General features: G+C 46.3%; 19 protein-coding genes. 8 read left to right on the top strand and 11 right to left on the bottom strand.

The window, feature by feature from the left end; translation table 11 throughout:
- The first annotated feature begins 69 nt into the window (after nt 1–69).
- Nucleotides 70–2,244 carry a S9 family peptidase gene (locus DF182_RS02580; protein WP_211327034.1) on the top strand — a complete coding sequence of 725 codons (2,175 nt, stop codon included), beginning with the start codon at nt 70–72 and terminating at the stop codon, nt 2,242–2,244.
- A gap of 92 nt (nt 2,245–2,336) precedes the next feature.
- Here the strand turns inward: DF182_RS02580 and DF182_RS02575 are convergent, their stop codons facing one another.
- From DF182_RS02575 to DF182_RS02560, 4 genes are all read right to left on the bottom strand, one after another.
- Nucleotides 2,337–3,005, bottom strand: coding sequence for a DUF1349 domain-containing protein (locus DF182_RS02575; protein WP_161964030.1), 669 nt, complete (start codon nt 3,003–3,005; stop codon nt 2,337–2,339).
- 139 nt (nt 3,006–3,144) lie between these two features.
- On the bottom strand, nt 3,145–3,576 hold the full coding sequence (locus DF182_RS02570) for a hypothetical protein (protein ID WP_113614115.1): 432 nt from the start codon (nt 3,574–3,576) through the stop codon (nt 3,145–3,147).
- 237 nt (nt 3,577–3,813) lie between these two features.
- Nucleotides 3,814–4,905 (bottom strand): SGNH/GDSL hydrolase family protein, encoded by a 1,092-nt coding sequence (locus tag DF182_RS02565; protein WP_113614114.1) that lies wholly within the window; start codon nt 4,903–4,905, stop codon nt 3,814–3,816.
- A 264-nt stretch (nt 4,906–5,169) separates the two neighbouring features.
- A complete protein-coding gene (locus DF182_RS02560) occupies nt 5,170–6,195 on the bottom strand; it encodes a LacI family DNA-binding transcriptional regulator (RefSeq protein ID WP_113614113.1) in 1,026 nt (341 codons plus the stop codon).
- Between the two features lie 285 nt (nt 6,196–6,480).
- On the opposite strand from DF182_RS02560, the gene DF182_RS02555 reads away from it, so the two are divergent.
- Together DF182_RS02555 and DF182_RS02550 are read left to right on the top strand one after the other, a co-directional pair.
- The gene (locus DF182_RS02555; RefSeq protein ID WP_113614112.1) at nt 6,481–7,341 is read left to right on the top strand and encodes an OmpA/MotB family protein; all 861 of its coding nucleotides are present in this window, start codon (nt 6,481–6,483) and stop codon (nt 7,339–7,341) included.
- 95 nt (nt 7,342–7,436) lie between these two features.
- Complete coding sequence (locus tag DF182_RS02550) at nt 7,437–8,357, top strand: DsbA family protein (protein WP_113614111.1); 921 nt, start codon at nt 7,437–7,439, stop codon at nt 8,355–8,357.
- On the opposite strand, the gene DF182_RS02545 is transcribed toward DF182_RS02550, so the two are convergent.
- A complete protein-coding gene (locus tag DF182_RS02545; RefSeq protein WP_147243322.1) occupies nt 8,342–11,047 on the bottom strand; it encodes a carboxypeptidase-like regulatory domain-containing protein in 2,706 nt (901 codons plus the stop codon). The two genes, DF182_RS02550 and DF182_RS02545, sit on opposite strands and share 16 nt — an antisense overlap.
- Before the next feature lie 282 nt (nt 11,048–11,329).
- On the opposite strand from DF182_RS02545, the gene DF182_RS02540 reads away from it, so the two are divergent.
- Both DF182_RS02540 and DF182_RS02535 read left to right on the top strand, forming a co-directional pair.
- Nucleotides 11,330–11,779, top strand: coding sequence for a DUF2867 domain-containing protein (locus tag DF182_RS02540; protein WP_113614109.1), 450 nt, complete (start codon nt 11,330–11,332; stop codon nt 11,777–11,779).
- A gap of 11 nt (nt 11,780–11,790) precedes the next feature.
- Complete coding sequence (locus DF182_RS02535) at nt 11,791–12,267, top strand: DinB family protein (RefSeq protein ID WP_113614108.1); 477 nt, start codon at nt 11,791–11,793, stop codon at nt 12,265–12,267.
- Nucleotides 12,268–12,269: 2 nt separating this feature from the next.
- On the opposite strand, the gene DF182_RS02530 is transcribed toward DF182_RS02535, so the two are convergent.
- The 5 genes from DF182_RS02530 to DF182_RS02510 are packed head-to-tail and all read right to left on the bottom strand — an operon-like array spanning nt 12,270 to nt 18,402.
- Complete coding sequence (locus DF182_RS02530; protein ID WP_245957356.1) at nt 12,270–13,265, bottom strand: L-histidine N(alpha)-methyltransferase; 996 nt, start codon at nt 13,263–13,265, stop codon at nt 12,270–12,272.
- Nucleotides 13,266–13,298: 33 nt separating this feature from the next.
- Nucleotides 13,299–14,447: an ergothioneine biosynthesis protein EgtB gene (gene egtB, locus DF182_RS02525; RefSeq protein WP_113614107.1), complete on the bottom strand. Its 1,149-nt coding sequence runs from the start codon at nt 14,445–14,447 to the stop codon at nt 13,299–13,301.
- Between the two features lie 11 nt (nt 14,448–14,458).
- Nucleotides 14,459–16,027 (bottom strand): ABC transporter permease/substrate-binding protein, encoded by a 1,569-nt coding sequence (locus DF182_RS02520; RefSeq protein WP_113614106.1) that lies wholly within the window; start codon nt 16,025–16,027, stop codon nt 14,459–14,461.
- Entirely contained in the window at nt 16,014–16,976 is a 963-nt protein-coding gene (locus tag DF182_RS02515) for an ABC transporter ATP-binding protein (protein WP_113614105.1), read from the bottom strand. The genes DF182_RS02520 and DF182_RS02515 overlap by 14 nt, the downstream gene beginning before the upstream one ends.
- Before the next feature lie 46 nt (nt 16,977–17,022).
- Nucleotides 17,023–18,402, bottom strand: coding sequence for a mercuric reductase (locus tag DF182_RS02510; RefSeq protein ID WP_113614104.1), 1,380 nt, complete (start codon nt 18,400–18,402; stop codon nt 17,023–17,025).
- A gap of 254 nt (nt 18,403–18,656) precedes the next feature.
- On the opposite strand from DF182_RS02510, the gene dusB reads away from it, so the two are divergent.
- Together dusB and DF182_RS02500 are read left to right on the top strand one after the other, a co-directional pair.
- Nucleotides 18,657–19,694, top strand: a complete 1,038-nt coding sequence (dusB, locus tag DF182_RS02505; RefSeq protein ID WP_113614103.1) for a tRNA dihydrouridine synthase DusB — start codon at nt 18,657–18,659, stop codon at nt 19,692–19,694.
- A gap of 84 nt (nt 19,695–19,778) precedes the next feature.
- Complete coding sequence (locus DF182_RS02500) at nt 19,779–20,333, top strand: nuclear transport factor 2 family protein (RefSeq protein ID WP_113614102.1); 555 nt, start codon at nt 19,779–19,781, stop codon at nt 20,331–20,333.
- A gap of 103 nt (nt 20,334–20,436) precedes the next feature.
- On the opposite strand, the gene fusA is transcribed toward DF182_RS02500, so the two are convergent.
- A complete protein-coding gene (gene fusA, locus DF182_RS02495; protein WP_113614101.1) occupies nt 20,437–22,491 on the bottom strand; it encodes an elongation factor G in 2,055 nt (684 codons plus the stop codon).
- A gap of 544 nt (nt 22,492–23,035) precedes the next feature.
- On the opposite strand from fusA, the gene DF182_RS02490 reads away from it, so the two are divergent.
- Complete coding sequence (locus DF182_RS02490) at nt 23,036–23,869, top strand: aldo/keto reductase (RefSeq protein ID WP_113614100.1); 834 nt, start codon at nt 23,036–23,038, stop codon at nt 23,867–23,869.
- Nucleotides 23,870–23,888 lie beyond the last annotated feature (19 nt).

Here is a 23,888-nt window from a genome sequence, read left to right as displayed (position 1 = left end):
TCCGCATAACTCCCTTTCGGATGGTGCTTACCCCTTAATTCTTTACATTTGGAACCTTAAAATGTAAGGATGAAAAGAGGATTGTTATTGCTTTTGACAGGTTGCATGGCAGGTGGGATACAGTTTTCCTATGCTCAGCAACAAACATACACTATGGCGCAGGCTACCAACGGACTTCGTGCGGAGCTGGCGCCGGAAAGATTAAAACAATTTGAATGGGTGCCTGGTGAAAATGCCTACACCAGAGTTGTCGCTGCCAATGGCAGCCAGACATGGGTAAAATACAAAGTGCTGGGAGGAAAAGCCCTTCCCGCCACAGACACATTGCTTACCTTGTCTTCTCTCAATCAGCAACTCGCTTTCACAAAACCTGTACGGACATTGCCCGCACTACACTGGCTGGATAACAACACCGCCTGGTTCAGCATCGGTAATATCCTGTATACCGGAAAACCGGAAAACGGCAGGATGACTTTCCAGACATGGTGTACCTTGCCCGCCAGCGCTGAAAATATAACTGTCAACAGCCAAAGCCGCCAGATTGCATATACGGTTAACAATAATCTTTTCCTGCGTACCGCAGATGGAAAGGAACAGACTATCACCCGGGATGAAGATATCAATATCGTCAACGGGAAAAGTGTGCACCGCGATGAGTTTGGTATCGACAAAGGAATCTTCTTCTCTCCCAAAGGGGACCTCGTAGCTTTCTACCGCATGGACCAGCGTATGGTCAACGACTATCGGATCATGGACTGGTCAGTTACCCCGGCACATGCCAATACTATCAAGTATCCCATGGCAGGTGGTAAATCGCATGAAGTAACATTAGGTGTGTATCAGCCTTCCACCCAAAAAACAGTTTTCCTGAAAACAAGTGGTGAAGCTGATCATTATCTTACCTGTGTTACCTGGGCTCCCGACCAGCAATCGGTATATGTGGCATTGCTGAACAGGGACCAGAATCACTTATGGCTCAATCAATACAGTGCCGGCACCGGAGAACTGATCAAGACACTTTTTGAAGAAACAGACCCTAAATATGTACATCCGTCTCACCCACTGAGCTTTGTGCCCGGCAAGCCGGACCAGTTTATCTGGTGGAGTGACCGTGACGGCTATACGCACTTGTATCTGTACAATACTTCCGGTAAGCTACAAAAACAGCTGACCAAAGGAGCGTGGGTAGTGAATGAATTGCAGGGTTATCATACAGCCTCCAATGAGGTGATCATCACCGCAGCGAAGGAAAGTCCTATGGAAAAACATGTATATGCAGTCAATCTCCAGTCAGCGGCACTACGCCGCCTGGACAAGGCTGCCGGCTGGCATGACACACAGGTAAGCAGCAATGGTGATTATGTACTGGATGCCTATAGTTCTAAAGATATGCCTTCAGCGGCCGTTATTACTGCGCTTAACGGCAAGTATGAAGAACCCATCCTGCAGGCGGCAGATCCGCTGAAAAATTTCAAGCGTCCTGAAATCCGCCAGGTGACACTGAAAGCAGACGATGGCACTCCGCTTTATGGTAAACTGATCCTGCCGGTGAACTTTGACAGTACCCGTCAGTATCCGGTGATTGTGTATCTCTACAACGGTCCGAACGTACAACTGATCCGTAATACTTTCCCCTATAGCGGCAACCTCTGGTATGAATACATGGCCCAGCGCGGGTATGTTGTATTTACGATGGATGGCCGTGGCAGCGCCAACCGCGGAATGGCCTTTGAACAGGCAACCTTCCGCCAACTGGGTACTATAGAAATGAATGACCAGCTGCAAGGCGTTGCTTATCTCAAATCACTTCCTTATGTGAACCAGCAGAAAATGGGTGTTCATGGATGGAGCTTCGGTGGTTTTATGACAACATCCCTGATGCTGCGCCACCCTGGCGTATTCCAGGCAGCCGTGGCTGGTGGCCCGGTGATAGACTGGAGCATGTATGAAGTGATGTATACCGAGCGTTATATGGATACACCGCAACAAAATCCGGAAGGATATGCCAATTCCAATCTGCTGACCAAAACCAAAAATCTGCAGGGGCATCTGATGCTGATACATGGTACCAATGATGATGTAGTAGTATGGCAACATTCTATCGATTTCCTGAAAGCCTGTGTGGACAATGAAGTACAGGTAGATTATTTTGTGTATCCCGGTCATCTGCACAATGTGCTGGGTAAAGACAGGGTACATCTGATGCAGAAGATCACAGATTATTTTGACGCGCATCTGAAATAGGCGTATAAAGCAATAAAATAAGAAAAGACGCAAGGGGCTTCAGGAAAGCCTTTTGCGTCTTTTCTTATTTTAAGTTTTTTCGTCAGTAGATATTACATATCTCCTGTTTTCGGGTTTTTAAAGGCTCCCGGGGTATATACGATCTCTGAAAAAATACTGGTGCAGGATTCGCCCAGTGGAGACTGGGAAGAAAAGCCTATGCTTACCGGTCCTTTGGGAACGAAATTCACCAGGCGTATCGCTTCCCAGCGCTGGCCATCCGGAGAATAAAAGAGTCCGTATAAATTACCGGATTTTGCAAGCCGGAAATACACTTCATTTTTTGTAGTCACGGCATTGTTACTGTCGTCGGTGTAGGTATTGGTAACCCCAGAGCAAACAGAGAGCGTGCCATACTGGCTGTTTTCGAAGAGGAATTTGATATACTGGGTAGAATCTACCATGACATAGATGGCTCCGCCGTCGTACATCTTTTTAAAATCCACCTTTATTTTGGCCGTGAGCACAAAGTCTTTATCCGGCTTAAAAACGAGGATAGGAGCGGTGGCGATGTTATAGCCGCCGCCGGGATAATTGTAAAAATCAGTGCCTTGTGTTGCGGTGATGGACAGTCCTTCAGGAGTGACTTCAAAGTTTTTAGGTGGATTGATCCAGGTGCAGGGATGTGGTATGCCTTTGATCCGTACGCTGTCTGGGGGAGCTGCTACAGCGCTGAAAAAACAGAGGACCAGGCTGGCGAGTACAAAAAGTTTCTTTTTCACTATCGTGGGTTTAAAATAAAATACTGGCGCCTAATATATAAACTAAATAATAAGGAAACGAGAAAACTACAGGGAGGGTAAAAAACAATAACCTGGCAGGTGTCTGCCAGGTTATTGAGTGGAAAATGATTAATACTGTTTACTGTGTTACGGTATTACCAGATGCATTTACTACGATAGTCTGTACAACACCATTCTGGATAACGCGAACTGTATAACAATCGCTGCCATCCCTGCATTTCATGCTGGTGATATCGTACAGGTTGGACCCGTAAGTGTTTTTAAGGCTATTCACTATGTCGGAAGGAATATAGTCTTCCATTACTGGCAAGGCTGCCTGCGGATACCACATAGTGTTGTAGTTGGTGGTGGTAGTCGTCGGCATTTCTTCCATTGGCATTCCTGTTTTTTTAGCCATTCTTTTTTCTGCTCTTGCTTCTTTCTTTTCTGCTCTTGCTTCCCGTTTTTCTTCCTTAGTCCTGTGACGGTGGGCTGCCAGGCTTGTCTGTAACGGAACAACTGTAAACACTCCAATTCCTGTGGCTAACAGATAAATCATCATCTTTTTCATAATCTTAAGATTTTTGTAGATGAATGGATTTTATGTAACCTAAAGTTCGGGCATTTGTATGGATTAAAGCTCAAAATCCTTGCCGGGCAAGGATTTGATGGTAGAGCAGGGTTTGTTGCGAAACGCATTGCCGGACTTATATCCCAGTGGATGAGGGAGCTATAGCCGGCGGGTAAATTTTAACATTCATTAAACAGGAATTGTGATGATTTATAATGCTGAATGATGTTCCTGATCTTATTTTTCTTTGATCAGTTTTCGGAGGGTAGGGAGTATATGTGCAGCAAAACGTTCCATGCCTACGTCTGTAGGGTGTACGCCGTCTACTGTTCCTTCGTGGTCTTCTCCGAGAAAGCCTTCTCCGCTCAGGTAGTGAAGGTTTTTGACACCGGCTTTGAGTAGCTCATCATAGGCTTTTCTGAGTTCTGCTCGCTTACGGAATACAATCTCGCGGACATCCTTTTCAAAATAGCCATTTTCGTACATGTAGTTCTCTACGAGGAGTATGGGTATTTGTGGTTTGCAGGCGCGTAGTTGTTGTACAAGTTTAACAGCTCTTTCATGTATCTGTTCGGGCACTGTATTCGGATTACAATCGATAACAATCAGCGATGGGTCTGTTTCGCAGATAGCTTCGCCTACAGCGGATTCAAACATACCATTGCCGCTGAAACCGAGGTTGATAATCGGGCGTTGCAGTTGGCGGACAAGTATATTGGTGTAAGCCATACCGGGTCTGGTAGCGCATCCGCCCTGTGCGATGCTGCTGCCGTAGTATACTATTGGCTTTTTATCGGACAGTAGTGTTTGCTGGGGTTTTTCGATGGAGGCGCCGGTGTTCACTCCGATAGACAGCGAATCTACTCCATCATAGAGTGGGAGGAAAAGCAGGTATTCGCGCCAGGTGGTTTCTCCGTTTTTGAGCAGTGTACGTTCGGAGCGATTGCTGTTGTCGGGGATGGCACTGTTGACAAACTGCCATTTGTTATCGACGAGAGCGTAGAGGTCGAGGCCTCTGATACCAGTAGCAGTCATGTGGTTCATGGAGGCGTTGTTCAGCACTTTCCATCTGGCTCCGATGGTGGTGGCGTTGGAGCGGAAACGTACAGCGATGCCGGCAGCATTGCGGCTAAGTGCCCATACAGCTGGCCTGACGGTTGATTCAAATCTGGCTGGTAGTCGGTTGTAATTATGTTCCTGATGATATTTACCGATCAGGGGAAATTCCATGGCATCGTGATAATCAAGGGGAGCCGGAGTGGGTGATTGTGCAAACAGGCGGCTGCAGCACAGCAGCAGTGCCATCAGGGATAGCATCGTTCTATTCATAGTACGTGTAATTAGTTAGCAGCAGACAAGATACAGGGATTTTGAGAGAAATGCACTTTTGGGGGTTTTACGCAAACGCTTGCGCGGATAACGCAAGCGTTTGCGTATGCAGAATGTAAAAAGATTTCTCTAAAATAGTGGTGCAATTACAGAAAATAGATTTCAGCTCGAAAAGCAGCAATTACAGAACAGCGAACAATGAGGTCGATTAGCCTGTGCCACGGTATCCTGCTGTGGCAAGGTTATCGCCAAGGTTAACCCATATTACCGGTTATGTATAACCAGTTGTGACTCCATGATCATATTCGTATAATCATTCAGTGCATGTTCACCATTCAGGAGTGATAGCAGCATGTTGGTGGCGGCCTGTCCCTGCTCGTAGGGGAATTGTTCTACGGAAGCAGCAGGAGGGAAGGCAGTATATCCACTTACCGGAGTGTTAGCGTAAGATACGAAAGTAATGTCTTTGTTTATTTCCAGTTTTCTTTTGAGTGCGTATTGTACAGCGTCCATGGCTACATAGTCGTTGAAGGTAACAACGGCTGTCACTTTCCGTTTGAGAGAAAGAAGGTATTCCATGGCAGTGTCGGTACCGGCAGCGGTCAGGTCGGCATTGACGATCAGTTCGGGGTCATATTTGAGCCGATGTTTGCGGAGGGCTTTGATATAGCCGGTAGCTCTTTCTTTGCTGGCTACCAGTTGTTCAGGACCATTGATCATGCCAATAACGCGGTGGCCTTTTTTCAGGAGAAAATCCACCGCCTGGATGGTGCCGGATTCCAGGTTACAGGAAACGGCGTGGATATTGGGAAGGTCGGGCACGCGGTCAAAGAAAACGACCGGAATACGCGCCTGCCGCAGCATTTCAAAATGTTCGTAATTGCGGGTGTTTTTTCCAATAGATACAATGCAGCCGTCTACGCGGTGTTGTTTCATGCTCTGGATGATCTGTTTTTCTCTGGCTTCATCATCATGCGACTGGCCCAGCAGAACAGTGTAGTTGTTGCTGTAGGCAGTATCTTCAATGCCGCTGATGGCACTGGAAAAGAAGGCTTCAGACAGTTCCGGAAGTAAAATGCCGATAGTGAAGGTTTTGCCCTGCTGGAAAAAAACTGCGGTCTGGTTACGTTCATAATTCAGTTCAGCTGCCAGCGCTTTCACTCTGGCTTTGGTTCTCAACCCGATACTGTGATGATCATGCAACGCTCTAGATACAGTAGATACAGAGATATTAAGCCTTTTTGCAATTTCCTTTATCGTTGGTTGCCCCGAAGAAACCCCCTTTCTCATACATTTTCAGCAATTAATGGAAAATAGATACAGCAATATACGCCTGGTTGCCAAGTTACTGAGTTATTGTATAATATTAACTTTTTTTTATGGGTCCGTTCAACGGGTTGAATTTACAATGGTTAAATGGATATATGTAGAAATAAATTAATGCAATTGAATTAGAATTCTTTAATACCACTTGTCTTCGGCCTGTTATTTGTTACTTTCGTGCATCTTCCATTGTACCTCTGCCAATTTTTATATATTAAATTTGTTAGATTAGTTTTATTTAAAATTCGTTTTATGAAGATTGAACATTTAGCCTTACCTGTGGCGCTGATCACCATCATGGCTTCCTGCTCTGCTCCTAAAAAATTAAGGGAGTCTGAAGCGCGCAACGCAAGATTGGACAGTCTTTACAGGGCAAGTGAAAGCCAACGTAAAAAATGTGAGGAAGATGCCGCCAGGGCCACTGCTGCTTACAAAGACAAGATGGAATCATTCCAGGACCAGCAGACACAGTTGAAAGCCAACAACTCCCAGATGCTGGAGCATCTGAAAGAGCTGTCTGTTATCTCCAGTTCACAGGCTGAAAGTATCAAAAAATCTCTCGACAACATCGGCGCCAAAGATGCCTATATCAAGGACCTGCAGTCAGCTATTGCACGTAAAGACTCTCTGAACATGCAGCTGGTAATGAACCTGAAAGGAGCTGTCGGCAACATGGATGATAAAGACATCAACATCAAGGTAGAAAAAGGCGTAGTATATATCGATATCTCTGACAAACTGCTGTTTAAGAGTGGTAGTTATGAGGTAGCTGACCGGGCAAAAGATGTACTGGGTAAAGTGGCCAAAGTACTGATCAACCAGCCGGACATTGAATTTATGGTGGAAGGCCATACAGACAATGTGCCTTATCGTCCGAATGTATTGCTTGACAACTGGGATCTGAGTGTGAAAAGGGCTACTTCGGTAGTACGTATCCTGCAGAACCAGTATCAGATACCTGCTGCGCGTATGACAGCTGCGGGTAGAGGCGAAAATGTACCTGTTGCTTCCAACGAAACTGCAGAAGGCCGTGCTGCTAACCGCAGAACAAGAATTGTTATTCTGCCGCAGCTCGACCAGTTCTTCAAATTACTGGAAAAACCAGCTAACTAAGCGCTGTAAAATGATAAACATAAAGGAGTGAAGATATTGTTATCTTCACTCCTTTGTGTTTTTAGGATACGTTGCAAAAAATAAACCTGATACCCATGAGCGCACCTTTATTCTGTGACCCGGTAACCGGCGTATGTGAAATTCCTGGAGCTGTTACTACAGCTGTTTCAGCAGCTACTGCGGGGATGCCTGTTTCCAAACCCATAAAACTCATTTATTTTACAGATCCGATCTGTTCTACCTGCTGGGGCATTGAGCCGCAATGGCGCCGGTTAAAGCTGGAATACGGGCATTTACTGGAAATTCATTATCACATGGGTGGCCTACTGCCCTCCTGGGAGGTGTATAATTCCGGTGGCATCAGTGGCCCTGTTGATGTGGCCCATCATTGGGAAGAAGTAAGCCACTATTATCAGATGCCCATTGATGGCAGTATATGGCTGGAAGACCCGCTGGACTCATCCTATCCGCCATCTGTATGGTTCAAGGCAGCCCAGCTGCAGGATGGGCCCAGGAGTATTATATTCCTACGGAGGTTGCGGGAGATGGTGTTTATGGAAAAAAAGAATATCACCCGACAGGAACATGTGAAGGATGCAGCGGCATATGCACAACTGGATCTGACAAAACTGGAGCAGGATTTTAATCAGCAGGCGCAGCTGCTGTTTGAGCAGGATCTTCAACTGGGCCGGCAAATGGGTGTAAGAGGATTTCCCTCTGTGTTTATGATCAATCAGGCAGGCCACAGGGAATTGGTATATGGAGCCAAGCCTTACGTCGTATTTACCACTGCATTGCGTAAGCTGTTGCCAGAGGCACTTCCGCGTACTTATCTGAAAGGGTTGGATATCTTTTCCTATTTTCCTACGCTGACAACCAAAGAATATGCGGTATTGCACGATATAGCATTTGAAACTGCTGCAGCGCAACTCGAAAGCTTCCGGCAGCAACAACAGTTATCTGTTGTAAAAGCTGGCGGTGGAGAGTTGTGGCGTCGAAGTTATCTGGACTTCTGAGGCAATGTATTTTTGGAGCCTTTCCTGCCATAAGTGTAGGAAAGGCTGAACATAAAATATTGCGAGAGATTGGTTGTTTGTAATGTTTCGCGGTAGGTATTGCCATAGTAGGCCTGAATACTTTTATTTTGGTGCAGGAGGTCAAATGCAAAGAATTTAGCCAGTAAGGATTTGTTATGCAGAAAGCTTCTGCCAAGCCAACCATTGAATAGTGTAAAATGTGCGCGGGCTTCGGTGTTATTGGTATAGTTAACGTTGGTGCCTATATTAAAATCCAGGGGAAGCCATGCGTTTACATTCAATCCCAGGGAGTACTGGATATAGTCGTTGTAGTAATCTCCCTGCAGGGAATACAGGTTGCCTTTGTAATCTATGATCGCTTTGACACCTATTTCTATTGTTTTTTTCAAGGTGAAGGAGGTTGTCAGCGCTTGAAGGATAGAGAGTTTCTTGGTGATGTTATCGAGGCTGTTGATCTTCGTTGTACTCCGTGCGTAATCAAAGGAATTTCTGTAGTTGATTGTAAGGCCGGGTTTTTTGAGCCGATATCCAAAGATCATAGTGTTGGTTGCGTCCCAGTTACCGGACACATTGATAGGCATAGTTACCTGTCTGCCGATAGAATCAGTGAAAACAGCTGTGGAGAAATCATTTTTTATATGTTTTACTTGCATGATGTTCCCAAATACATTCCCCCTGATACCGTTAGAGAAGTAGGATACAATCAGAGAACTTATAAAGCTGTTGATAAGGTCCGGATTGCCCAGCTGGACATACAGGGGATTGCTGTTGTTGCTAACCGGCCATAACTGTTTGGGATCAACAGGCGCGGTCATGCCACCATAATTGATGGTTAGTGTTTTGTAAGGATCTATTTTTACAACTGCTGTTAAGGCATGGTCTACGTAGGTAGTCTGGTTGGTAAATTTCTGGTGACTGGAAAAGTTGTCACTGTTCATGTTATTGAGAGAAAGTCCTACTGCACCTATCACCATTAATTTCCCCTTGTTATAGGTAAGGGATGGTTTGACAAGATGGTTAATGACTTTGCTGTTAAAACAGTAAGTCAGTGAGTCATTGGGTACATAACCGTGTATGATATTGCTGAAGTCTGAAGTGTTCTGGCGGTTATTGGTATTATAATCTCTCAGTGTGTAGTTGACCGATGCCATCCAGTTTCTATCTATTGGTTCACTGTAGCTGGCTCCGAGTGCCAGCTGGGTAATATCATTTTTGGGACTGACTTTCTGATTAAGGGAGTCGGCTGTGGTAAAAGGACTAAAAACATTGTTGTTATTGATGTTGAGCTGATAGCTATATATCCAGTTTTTATTGAGTTCCCCATGGAAGGCCAGCACGCGCCCTGTTCTGCCGAATTTATGGGAGTAGTCGACCATGGTTTCGAGTGTTTTGCTGATGGCACTGTCGTTGTTGCTGAGTGTTCCGCTGTTTAATGTGTTCATGCGGGAGCCGGTAGTACTATAGGAACGTGTATTGTGTTGTTCCTGTTTTTCTCGATCCACAGTAGTAGATACAGTAATTTTGTTGTTTATATCAGGTTGGATATCGAGAAAAAAATTGCCGCCGGTATGTTTGATGTTTTGATGCCTTAGGTTGTTGCTGTGGTAAAAAGTGCTGCTGTCCTGGAAGATGTTTTCACGTTGTTGCAACTCATTGGTTATTATATCCTGTTCCTGGTGTTTGAGATTGACAGTGAGTTTTATTTTCTTATTGACTTCCATTGTGATGTAGGTACCAATATTCAGGAGTTTGTTGATGCCTTGCTGGTTGTTGCCCAGGAAATTAACAGAAGGGTTTGTTCCAGCATCACTGAGTGTATTGTTGTTATTAGCCAGTACATCTCCCAGCATGGTATTTTTTTTTCGGAACATGTTGAAGGTGGTATTGGCATTGTATCTGTCGTGAGTGCCGTAGCCCCCGGTGACGGTGCCGCGAACGCCTTTTCTCATTTCCGCTTTAACAACAATGTTCAGCACTTTTTCATTTCTACCGGGTTCTGTCAGGCCTGAGAGATTTTTTTTGTCGGAGATCTGAATTTTATCTGCCAGATCTGCTTTGAGTATTTCCATGAGGCGTTTGGCACTATTCATATTTTGAAGTACAGAGCGGCCATCGATAAACAATTCCTTGATGGGTGAGCCCAGGTAAGACAAATTTCCGTTGTCATCTATCGTAAGGCCTGGAATTTTTTCAATGAGATTTTGCATATTGGCATTCGGCAATGTGGGCAGATCACCAGCACTGAATTCGACAGTGTCTTTACGGATGGCCATTAGTGGTCTGTCTGCTTTTACTTCCACTCTGCTAAGGCTGATACTGGGTGAGAGCTGAATATAGTTGAATGTTAATGTGTTTGTTCTGGCAGTGATTTCTACAGGAATCATTTCTGTTCTGTTCCCCATAAAACTCACAAGTAATCTATAGAAACCAACCGGTACATTATTGATAAGGAAATTGCCTTGTTCATTTGAAATTGTCTGGGCTTTTATTCTGGCTTTTTCATCATACAATAATATGGTTGCGCCGGAAAGGGTTCTTCTGGTATCTTTCTGGTAAACAGTTCCCTTAATAGCATGTTGTGCGCTGAGGGAAAGATATGAGCAACAACAAAGCAGAAAAAAGGTTAAATAGCGTATGATCTGGTTGAATTTGGTTACTGGATCGTGCATCAGTTTTTCAAGTAGGTTGAATATATCTGCATACTGCAGATTCAAAGTCGTGATTCTTCCACAATGCTAAACAGATAACAGAAGGAATTTGTTAACCAAATGTAATTGTTGGAAAATTTTATATTATTTCTGACTGATTATCAATTTGATAGAAATTGTGTCAGACGTTAATCAAGTGTTAACGACCGATGGTTAACGCTCGTATGATATAGGAGGGATAAGGGTTTGAGGGTTTGAGCGATAATTGTTTTGTCTGTAACTTCGCGCAGATAAAGGTAAGCAATGGCAATGAAAAAACAGTATACCTATTTCGAAGATGTTAGACAGATCAGGATTAACGACAATGACTGCACTTTGCAAAAGATATGGGCTATAGGAGGACAGAACGGATGGTATTACGGCAACTGGATGTGGCAGCTACGGGGATACCTGGATGAGCTGGCAGGAGGACCAGGACTCAGGCGGGGAAGAAGACATCCCTCTGAACTGGTGGAAGGTGACTATCTGGATGTATGGAGGGTTGCAGTAGCAGATAAAACGGGCAGAAGATTATTGTTGCAGGCTGAAATGAAACTACCGGGTGAGGCCTGGCTTGAATTCACTATCAAGGAAGATATACTGGTACAGACCGCTTCCTTTCACGCATATGGTTTAGCAGGAAAATTGTATTGGTATCTGATGTTGCCCTTCCATGGATTTATATTTCCGGGCATGATCCGCAAACTGATTTAAACTGTTTTATTATGGATATCAAAAAGGAAATCGTCAAAACATTGAAGGATCTTTTACTGAAATCCAATGCACATGTCAATTTCGCTGCTGCTGTCAAAGGCTTGCCCGCGGAGTTAAGGGGCGTAGTGCCGGCACAGTTGCCTTACAGTGTCTGGCAGCTGGTAGAGCATATCAGGCTCACCCAGGCAGACATTCTGAATTTCAGTCGTAATGCTGACTATCAATCACCAGCCTGGCCGGAAGGCTACTGGCCCAAGAAGGCGGCGCCGGTCAATGACGCAGCATGGGAGCAGAGCCTTAATCAGGTCAAGTCGGATACCCATGCTTTCATTGCATTGCTGGAAGCCCCTGAGGCAGACCTTTTCAGGCCTTTCCCCTATGGAGATGGACAACATCTTTTCCGGGAAGCACTGCTGATCGCGGACCACACTAGTTATCATACCGGTGAAATCATTGCGGTGCGTCGTTTACTGAATGCCTGGAAATAATTTCAGTCACACTGCCAGAGGCAGTCTACAAACCATTTTTTACTATCGAAGAAGCGGGCTACTGGTTTAAAGCCTGCCTGCAATGCCAGTTGCTCTGTCTCTTCCAGAGAATACTTTTGGGATATTTCCATGTACAGTGGTTCATTTTCCGCGAAGTCGATGTATAAGTTATCACCGATTTTTACCTGTTGTTTTTCGAGGCTTATCAGATAACTTTTACAGGCTCCGGTACCAGGATCGTAAGTGGGGTAATGCTCGAATTTGGAGAGGTCAAAATTGGCTCCGAGCTCCCGGTTGATACGGGTGAGCAGGTTAAGGTTAAATGCTTTTGTAATACCTGCATCGTCGTTATAGGCATGGAGGATCACCTGTGGGTGTTTTTTCAGGTCGAAGCCGGTCAGTAAGAGGTCACCGGGTTGCAGCAGCTCTTTTAATTCCTCGCAGAAGCTATGGGCTGCCGCAGGATCGAAGTTGCCGATGTTGGCCCCCAGAAACAGTACTACTTTCTTTTTACGGCTATAGGTGTTTGCTGCTTGCAGCATTCCAAAATATTCGCCATTCAGGCCTTTTAACTGCAGGTCAGGGAGGGTTGCCGGCAGTTCCTGTTCCAGGTGGCGGATTACATTGGCGGATATATCAATCGGAAAATAGGTGAAATCTACTTCGCTGGCCAGCAGCTGACGCAGCAGGTGTATAGACTTGGTAGCATCTCCGGCACCTAGTTCTACTACGTCGAAAGTACCGGCCTGCCGGATGATGGCATCAGTGATTTCTGCTGCGCGGGTGGTGAGGATCTCCATTTCACAGCCGGTCAGGTAATATTCATGGCATTGCATGATCTGCTGAAACAGCTGATCACCGGTAGCATCATAAAAATATTTGGAGTCCAGGTATTTCTGCGGAGCGGTAAGGCCGCGGACAACTTCTTCATAAAAAGTGCCGGTCACCGGCTTGCTTTTGTAAAAGACCATGTGGCCAGGAATTACAGGGGATTGCATATGCTGTCTTTTAGAAATGAATGATGCCATTGTTTATTTTGCGAGCCTGATACCGGTAAACTGCCATCGCAGGGAAGGATGGAAAAAGTTGCGGTAACTGATGCGGCTATGATGTGGAGGTGTGACTTCCGAAGCGCCTCTGAGCACAATCTGGCTGACCATGAACTTACCATTATACTCACCGATTGCACCTGGGGCTTTGGTGAAGCCGGGATAGGGAAGATAGGCGCTTTCTGTCCATTCCCAGCGTGCTCCCCAGGAGAGTGATGGTGCAGCAGCCTCCCATTCAAATTCAGTGGGCAGCCGAAATCCTTTCCAGGAGGCGAATGCAGCTGCTTCGTAATAACTGATATGACACAAAGGAGCATCAGGTTGCAGGGGTTTTAGCCCCTGCCAGTTGTAATGCAGCCATTGTCCATCCACATGATACCAATACATGGGCATTCCCACCTGGTTTTTCTTCACCCAGTCCCATCCTTCTGCATGCCAGTGGCGAAAATCATTGTAGCCGCCGGCTTCTATAAAACCCAGATATTCTGCATTGGTGACCAATGTTTCACTGATAGCATAATCACCGAGGTATACTTTATGTTTACCCAGCTCATTATCAAAGCAGAAACCGTTGCCGGCATAACCTATTTCATAGAGGCCGGCCTGCATCTTTAACCAGGAAGCTGTGGGTTTTGTTGCGGAGACTGCTGTTTTATTTGGGTCATAAGCCGGGAAAAGCGGATTATGGCCCAGAATGTATTTGATGTCTGTGTATAATAATTCCTGATGTTGTTCTTCATGATTTAATCCAAGGGTAATGAGCGCATTGAGCTCAGGTGTTTGTTCCTGTTCAAGGAATGTTGTCATGGCTTCATCTACATGCCGGCGGTAATGCATAATATCTTCCACAGAAGGCCGGCTCAGGTTGCCCCGGTCGGTACGGATAACCCGTGCACCTACAGATTCATAGTAACTGTTGAAAACAAAATTATATTGTGGATCAAACTCCGTATATCCTTTAGCGTTAGGTGTTAATACAAAAGTTTCAAAAAACCAGGTGGTATGCCCGAGGTGCCATTTGGGGGGGCTTACATCTGCCACGGGTTGTACTACGTAGTCTTCTGTTTTGAGCGGTGCGCAGATATCTTCCGTTCTTTTGCGTACTTTGATATAGTCATTTTTCAGTTGCATAAATACGTCGGTTAGTGATGGTGTATATAGTTTGTTAAACCGGATATTGTGCTAATATGCAGCCTGGATGCCTGTTCGCGGCGCATCATCAGGGCGTAGGTATTATTAAAGCCGATAGGGTTGAGCCATTTCACGTGGTATTGTTTATCAAAGCCATCCTTTACATAGTCATATACTTTTTTGCTGTCGCCGATGATACTGTCTACAGTGTGTTGTGGCGCCTGGAGAATCACCAGCAGGCCCGTACCGGTATATTCCGGATAGAGGTCTATCTGATCGTTGACCAGTGCGTCGAATACGATTTTAGTGCCACCGAGTCCTGTTTTGGTGGTGGCGGTGAGATCGGTATATCCTGCTATCAGCATCTGATACATGTTTGCCAGGATATAGCCATCCCCGAATATTTTAGCGCCGATGCGGACAGTACCTTTAGTGCCGCTTTTAGCTGGTTTCCATAGTCCGGTTTTGACCAGGAAATCTTTGGCTACCTGCTGCGGGTTTTGTTTGAGATAATCCACGCGATAGTTCAGATCCGTCATTATGCTATCATTAATTGTACCAGCCAGGAGGTTGAGTACCTGCTCCAGTTCGGGATATTTATCCAGGACCTCCTGTCTCACTATCGGGGCTGCATAATAAGGCGGAAAGATGTGTTTGTCATCTTCCAGCACTACCAGGTCAAAGGCTTTTACTCTTCCATCAGTGCTGCTGCCGCTGATCACATCGAGTTTTTTTTCATAGGCGGCCTTATACATGATCATATCGCTGATAACGAGTGTTCGCAGGTGTAGCCCGTATACGGTGCGCAGCCCGATGGCGCCATCTTTTCTGCCCATAAACTCAGGGGTGAATCCTGCTTTAAGGTGAGTGCTGTAACTATCTGGCAGCAAGTAGAAAGAGGAGAGGAGCAGGAGCAGGGCGGGCAGTACCAGTATTGTTTTACGTGCTTTCCTGCTATTGAGACGCTGGAGCTGTGCCAGTCCCCAGTCGAAGAGGATGGCCAGCAATGCAGCGGGGATGGCACCTGCGAGCATCATGTTGGTATTGTTGAGGGCGATACCGCCGAAGATAAATTCACCCAGACCGCCGGCAGCGATGTAAGCCGCCAGTGTGGCTACTCCTACATTGATGACCGTAGCGGTACGAATGCCAGCCAGTATGACGGGCATGGCCAGTGGTAACTGTACACGGAGCAACAACTGTCGCCGGTTCATGCCCATACCGGTAGCAGCCTCCATGACACTGGTATCTACACCCAATATACCGGTGTAGGTATTACGTACCACGGGGAGCAATGCATAAAGGAACAGGGCCACGATGGCGGGTTTGGGGCCTATACCCAGTAAGGGGATCATAAAGCCCAACAAGGCAATGCTGGGGATGGTTTGTAGTATACCTGTGATGCCCAGTACAGGGCCTGCCAGTTTTTTGTGACGGGAGATGAGGATGCCAGCGGGCACACCGATGCATACGGCTATCAGCACAGAGATAAATGTAAGGCCGGTGTGGGTGAGGGTTTGTTCAAGCAGTTTACCCGATTGCTGCCGGACGAAGTCGAAGAATGTTTCAGGCGTGTCCATGTTGGCTGACAGTTTTTTTAAAGGCGGTGATGGCATTCATCAGTATGTTTCCGTCCAGGTGTTTGTTTTCACCCCTGAATATGGCAGTGGCGGCAGAAGTGGTGAGGTTTTCCAGTGTGTCCCAGCAGCTGGTTTCGCCGGGCAACAATATACCGGTTGTTTCACCGGTGCCGTTGAGATAAGGCCATATATCGAGCAGGCGGAGTGATTTAAGCTCCAGCTCCAGCCGCTGTTTGTCGAGAAAATTACGCACAAAATCATTGGCAGGGCTGAACAGCAGTTCAGTGGCGTTCCCCAGCTGTTGTATGCGGCCTTCATTCATTACACAGATACGATTACCGAGTTCAAAAGCTTCTTCTATATCATGCGTAACAATGATGATGGTCTTACTGTTCAGTTCATCCAGCGCTTTAAATTCCTTTCTGACACTGATGCGTGTGAGTGGATCGAGGGCGCCGAAGGGCTCGTCCATCAGGAGAATAGGCGGATCGGCGGCGAGGGCGCGGGCCAGTCCCACCCGTTGCTGTTGTCCGCCGCTGAGGTGCTGCGGATATACATGGGCGTACTGTTCCGGTGGCAGCCGCAGCTTTTGCAGCAATGTCCATACTCTGTCGCGGATATGCGTTTTGTTCCAGTGCAACAGCTGTGGTACCACCCCGATATTTTCCTGGACGGTATAATGCGGAAACAGCCCGGTATTTTGCATGACATAACCGATATTTCTGCGCAGGTTTTCCGGGACCTCTTCCCTGATATTTTTTTCTCCGATGAAGATATCTCCCTGATCCGGTATGAGCAGGCGGTTGATCATACGGAGGGTTGTTGTTTTGCCGCAGCCGCTGGTACCCAGTAGTACCAGTGTTTCACCGGCCTGTACTTCAAATGAGAGGTCGCTCACCGCATTTTTGCCGTGTCCGAAATTTTTAGAAACATGAGATAGTTTAATCATAGGAAGCTGATAGCATATATGGGGAAAAATATACTCATATTGACCTTTATTTTTCCAGTGACATAAACAGGTTATTCAATGATTCAGCATAAAGGGGATGGGCAAATATCATATCCCGTATCTGCGTTGCCGTTATACCGCCCAGCATGGCCATCTGCAGGATAGACATGATTTCGCCGCCGGCGGTACCAATGATAGATACGCCCAGTATCTGTCCGGTGTGTTCGTGTACAATGGCTTTCATAAAGCCCTGTGTTTCGCCGGTTTCAATAGCACGCGCCACTCTATCCATACCAATGCGTGCTACTTTTATCGGATAACCTTCCAGTCGTGCCTGCGATTCAGACAGTCCGATACGGCCCAGCTGCGGATCTGTAAACATACAATATGGCAGCTGTCTGGTTCTGACAGTGAGTTCAGCTTTTTCGAAAAGATTTTTATAGATCAGCAGATGATCATTGTAGGAGATATGGGTGAAGGCGGGGCCGGGCTTTACATCTCCCAGTGCATAAATGCCAGGGCAGGAGGTTTCGAGTTGTTCATCTACCTGAATATAACCCTTTGCATCCAGGGTTACATTGGTTTTTTCTGCCTGCAGTGTGGCAGTTTGCGGTTGCCGTCCGGTAGCTACCAGTATATGCGATCCCGTTATAGTAAGGGAAGTGCTGCCGGTCTTCACTTCTACATGCAGGTGGCCATCTACAATCATTACCTTTTCAATATCGGCAGAGGTGATCACCTGTATATCTTCAGCTTCCATCATGTTTTTGAGTACGGCGGCCACATCCGGATCTTCCTTTGACATCAGCCGCGGACTTCGTTCTATGATGGTAACGTTGCTGCCTAAACGCCGATACAGCTGTGCCATTTCCAGTGCGATATAACTACCACCCATAATGATCAGTTCCGGCGGCGCGGCGTGCATATCAAGCAGGGTAGTGGAAGTAAGATATGGCACGTCCCTGAGGCCGGGAATGTCCGGTATAAAAGGAGCTGCGCCAGTATTGATAAAAATATTTGGGGCGGTAAGTTCCATGATGTCGCCGTCATGCAGGGCCACATTGATTGTTTTTATACCGGAGAAGGCAGCACTGCCATAAATAATGCTCACGCCCGCTTTCTGAAGCGCTCTGGTGGTGTTGTTTCTGAATTGCAGCACCACTTCCTCTTTGCGGCCCATCACTGCCGCCATATCGATAGTATACCCCTGATTGTTAATGCCCCAGTCTTCACTATGTGCTACGAGATAAGCGACCCTGGCGCTGGCAATCATTGTTTTGGTAGGTGTGCAGCCGTCATTGATACAAGTACCGCCCATCTGGCGCTGTTCTATCAGGGCTGTTTTCCATCCGTTTTCAGCCATTTTCCTCGCCAGCGGATTACCTCCCTGTCCTGAACCGATTACAATTGCGTCGAACTTTTCCATGAGCTTATTTTTTGTCCCAGGGCTGAAGCCCTGGGCTATGTTTGTTGGGGATTGTACGATGGTTTTTAGTTTGGTTTGTTTTCCTCTTTTTATAGAGAGAATAACTGATCAATATTCGTTCCTGATCATAGCCCATCAGCACCTGGATCTTTGTAAAACTGATATAGTTAAATTATAAGCATCAATAATAGCCCAGGGCTTTAGCCCTGGGAGACAAAATATGCTTTATCTTTGCGCTTCTGAAAATAACGATTTTGGTTAAGATTGACAACATAACACTGCCTGATTTTCCGCTATTGCTGGCTCCTATGGAGGATGTGAGTGATCCTCCGTTTCGTGCAATCTGTAAAGATGCAGGCGCGGACCTGATGTATACTGAATTTATTTCAAGTGAAGGGTTGATCCGGGATGCGATCAAATGCCGGCGTAAGCTGGACATATTTGAGTATGAAAGGCCGGTAGGCATTCAGATTTTTGGGGGTGATGAAGACAGTCTGGCTATGGCCGCTAAAATTGTGGATGTGACCAATCCGGACTTGCTGGACATCAATTTTGGCTGTCCGGTGAAAAAAGTGGCTGGCAGAGGTGCAGGTGCTGGTGTATTAAAAGACCTGGACCTGATGGTAAGGCTGACTGAAGCCTGCGTAAAAGCCACCAAGCTGCCTGTTACCGTCAAAACCCGCCTCGGCTGGGATGATGATACCAAAAATATAGAAGAAGTGGCCGAAAGGCTGCAGGACGTGGGTATCAAGGCGCTGGCCATTCACGGACGCACCCGTTGCCAGATGTACAAGGGGGAAGCCGACTGGACCCTGATTGGTAAAGTGAAGAATAACCCACGTATCCATATTCCCATTTTCGGAAACGGTGATATCAACAGCCCACAAAAAGCTGTGGAATACAAAAACCGGTACGGTGTCGATGGTATTATGATCGGCAGGGCTGTGATCGGCTATCCATGGCTGTTCCGTGAGATCAAACATTATGTAAAAACAGGCGAGATAATGCCCGGGCCTACGCTTGAAGAGCGTATCGCCGTCAGTAAAAAACACCTGCGCCTCTCCGTGGAGTGGAAAGGCCCTATCGCAGGCATCAATGAGATGCGGGGCTGTTATGCCAACTATCTGAAGGGACTGCCCAATATTAAAGAGTTCCGCAGCCGGCTGGTAACTCTCAAAACCGTTGAAGAGGTAGAAGCCGTACTCGACGAAATAGAAGCCTATTACAAAGGCATTGAGCTGGAACAAACACAGATAGAGCTGATTGATTACCATCAGAACTGCCCGCTGTAGACCATTTTTCAGGCATATATAAATACTGTCATATTCGCAAACTTTTAATGCGTGTATTTTGTTATGTCCTGAAAATCTGCACTGATGGTAAGATTCTGTCTTTTTATTGTTATCATTTCCCTGCTGACTATTGCATGTAAGCAGGTCGTCAATCCCAACCAGAACCCTTTACAGCAGTCAGCCGACTCGTCGTACAGGGATGTCCGTTACCGTGATCAGCAACATATAGAAAAAGTAATCCTTGCTTTCTGCGAACATTTTGATAACGGAGAGCTGGTAAGATGCATGGAATATATGACTGATAGCATCCATGGAGAAATAGATGGTATAAAGATCCTGGGCAAACAAAACTGGGGCGATAAAATCACGAAACTATATTCCAGCGCCGAGAGCAAACATTTCCAGACCAGGCATATCCTCAGCAATATACAATACTTCACAGGCGCCAATGATACCGTGAAGGTAAGCATGTACGCTTCCGTGTTATGGACCGACCTTGAATCAGGACAGATACAGCTGATGTCTGTAGGTTATTATAAAGGAAAAATGGTGAAAAGAGAGAATAAATGGCTGATCGCAGAGTTGAACTCCCTGCCGGACAGCAGGCTGGTGAAGTATTATTACCACGACCAACCATGATTTGTTTGATGTAACGGATGCTCCTGATGAGGAAGATTTATTTTCTTCCTTTTATCAGGAGCATCCGTTTTTAGATTATTATCATCATTTTACATCAAATCCATCAGCGGTTCCTGTTTTGGAGCTGATACTCGCTAAACGTTACCGATGCGGTGGCCCGGCCAGAAGAGAGTGTACGCAACACCGTTATATAGCCGAATAATTCGGCCAGTGGCACGGAGGCCGTGATGTTTTGTACGTTGTTCTTTATCTCCATGTGGCGGATGAGGCCGTGGCGTCTGTTAAGGTCGCCGGTGATGGCGCCGGTGTACTCTTCCGGCGTGGTCACTTCTACTGACATCACCGGTTCCAGGAGGCGAGGTGCAGCCTGGGTGGCAATGTTGCGGAATGCGATCATGGCTACCTGTTCGAAGTCCTGTGCATGGGAATCCGTTGGATGGATCTTGCCGTCGAGCAGACGTATCTGCATGGAGTGAACAGGAAATCCTTTAAGGGCGCCGTTTTTCATGGCCGATTCAAAACCTTTGCTGATGGAAGGAATGAACTCTTTCGGTATGGCACCGCCTTTGATTTCATTGATAAATTCCAGGCCCGGGTCATCGTTTTGCCGGGGTGCCAGTTCAAAGGTGATGTCTGCAAAGCTACCGGAGCCACCCGTTTGTTTTTTAAACACTTCGTGGTGTGTGACCGGCTGCGTAAATATTTCCTTATACGCAATCTGCGGAGCGCCTTTGTTGACCTGCACCTGATATTCACTGGCCAGTTTCTCCAACACTACTTCCAGATGGAGTTCGCCCATTCCTTTCAGGATGGTTTGACCAGAAGCCTTGTCTACTTCTACAGACAAGGTGGGGTCTTCATCCAGCAGACCTGCCAGTGCTTCACTTAGTTTGTCTGTATCCTTGGACGCTTTGGCTTCTATAGCGTAACCGATCATCGGTTCGGGGAAACTGATTTTTTCGAGTAGCACGGTAAAGTCGGTATGGGTCAGTGTGTCGCCGGTTTTTACATCTTTCATTCCTACTACCGCTCCGATGTCACCTGCACCGATTTCAGTTACGGGTTCAAATTTATCTGACATGATACGCATTAGTCTGCTGATGCGGACTGTTTTGCCGGTACGGCTGTTCCACAACATATCACCAGTGCGTAATACGCCGGCGTATACACGAACTAACGTTAACCTGCCTACGTAATCGTCTACCATGATTTTAAATGCGAGTGCCGCCACGTGTCCTTCCTCTACGGCCGGGAACGTTATGGGTTCGCCGGAATCGGCGTCCATAGCGTGTACTACGGGTATGTCTTCCGGCGAAGGAAGATAGGCCGTTACGGCATCCAGCAGAGGCTGTATCCCTTTGTTTTTATAGGCAGCGCCAGCCACTGCCGGTACTGCCAGCATATTGATAGTGGCAGCACGCATGGCTTCACGCAGGTTTTCTTCCGTGATGCTTTCCGGCGCGTTGCTGTATTGTTCCAGTAATGGTTCATGCAGCATAGACAGCTCTTCTATCATCCACCGTCGGGCTTTTTCAGCAGCGGGAAGCAGTTGCGCAGGTATCGGTTGTTCTTCAAAACTTTTTCCGTCATCATCATGCCAAAGCAGGGCCTTCATCCTGATCAGGTCTATCACTCCGGTAAAAGTATCTTCCTGACCTATCGGCATCTGCAAAGGAATAACATTTGCGTGTAGTCGTTCCCGTATTTCATTCACTACGCGCTGGAAGTCGGCTCCCTGGCGGTCCATCTTATTGATCATCACAATACGGGGTACCCGGTAGTGGTCTGCCTGCCGCCAAACGGTTTCAGACTGAGGTTGTACGCCGGAACGTGCACAGAAGACGGCGATGGCGCCATCGAGTACACGCAGGGAACGTTCAACTTCTGCCGTGAAGTCTACGTGTCCGGGTGTATCAATAATATTGATCTGGTATTTGTTGTCCGCAAAATTCCAGTAGGTGGTGATGGCAGCAGATGAAATGGTGATACCACGTTTCTCTTCCTGGGGATCTGTATCCATCATCGTGTTGCCTTCGTCTACGTTGCCCATTTTATGGGTAAGGCCGGTATAATACAGCATTCTTTCGGTGAGCGTTGTTTTACCTGCGTCGATGTGGGCCATGATGCCTATATTTCTGAATTGGGATAATCGTTTCATACAATCTTTGTTAATAGAATAAAAAAAGCCTTTCATGCGGTAATGAAAGGCTATGCGTGATGCAATAGAATGCCGTACATTACCGGTGTTGCCGGATGTAAATCATCATTGTTGTGATCAATAATTTCATGGTTATGATCAGTCTGTTAAAGGAAATTGTCGGGGTCAAAGGGGGAGACAAAATAAAAAGGCCTCTTCGGGTGAAGAGGCCTTCAATATTATGATGCAGGTGTTATTACATGCTCATAGATGATACCTCTTGTATCCGGGATGGATTTGCCTCCCCGTCTTGAATAAAGACAATGCGGGTGCTTGCAATTACCGCTCTGATAACGGAATTGTTGTTCCTGCGTGTCTGATATGTCAAGGTATTTTTCATCTTTTGGTGCAATTAATTTCGCGATGCAAATATAGTATTTTTTCTGATATCAACAATGTAGTGGTATCTTATGTTTTTACAGAAAATTCACAGGAATATACCGAAGGTGTGGTTATATAGCTGTGTAAATTTGTATTCCGATTCAATGATTAAAACTTTAAGCGAATGAATATTACAGATCTTACAGGCACAGCACAGCTGGCTAACGGCCTGCAGATGCCATATTTCGGATTAGGTGTCTTTCAGACAAAAGAAGGACAGGAAGTGATCGATTCAGTAACATATGCGCTCGATGCAGGTTATCGCCATATTGATACTGCTGCCGTCTATCAGAATGAAGAAGGGGTGGGTCTCGCTATCGACAATCATAAAACAGACCGGAAAGATATCTTTATTACCACAAAAGTATGGAATGCCGACCAGGGCTATGACAGCACACTGAAGGCATTTGATACTTCCCTGCGTAAGCTGAAAACAGATTATCTGGACCTTTACCTGATCCACTGGCCGGTAAAAGGAAAGTATAAAGAAACCTGGCGTGCACTTGAACAACTTTATGCAGACGGAAGGGTGAAAGCCATCGGGGTGAGCAATTTCTTGCAACACCATCTGGAAGACCTGTTTCATGCTGCCAAAGTACTGCCGATGGTTAATCAGATGGAGTTCCATCCGTACCTGGTACAACAGGCGCTGCTGGACTTCTGTCGTCAGCATCATATCCAGTATGAAGCCTGGAGCCCGCTGATGCAGGGTAAAGTATTTAATGTACCCCTGTTGAAAACGCTGGCGGAAAAATATGGTGTGACTATCACGCAGCTGGTGTTGCGCTGGGATCTGCAAAAGGATGTGGTGACTATTCCTAAGAGCGTACAGCAGCAACGAATCATTGCTAATGCTGAAGTTTTCAATTTTAATATCTCTCCGGAAGATATGGCCGCTATTGATGGACTGGACCGCAAAGAGCGGATCGGACCGGACCCCGACAATTTTGATTTTTAATATTTGCAATACGGATCAT

The sequence above is a fragment of the Chitinophaga flava genome (assembly GCF_003308995.1).
Classification (GTDB): Bacteria; Bacteroidota; Bacteroidia; order Chitinophagales; family Chitinophagaceae; genus Chitinophaga; species Chitinophaga flava.
This window is presented reverse-complemented; position numbering and strand designations above follow the sequence as displayed.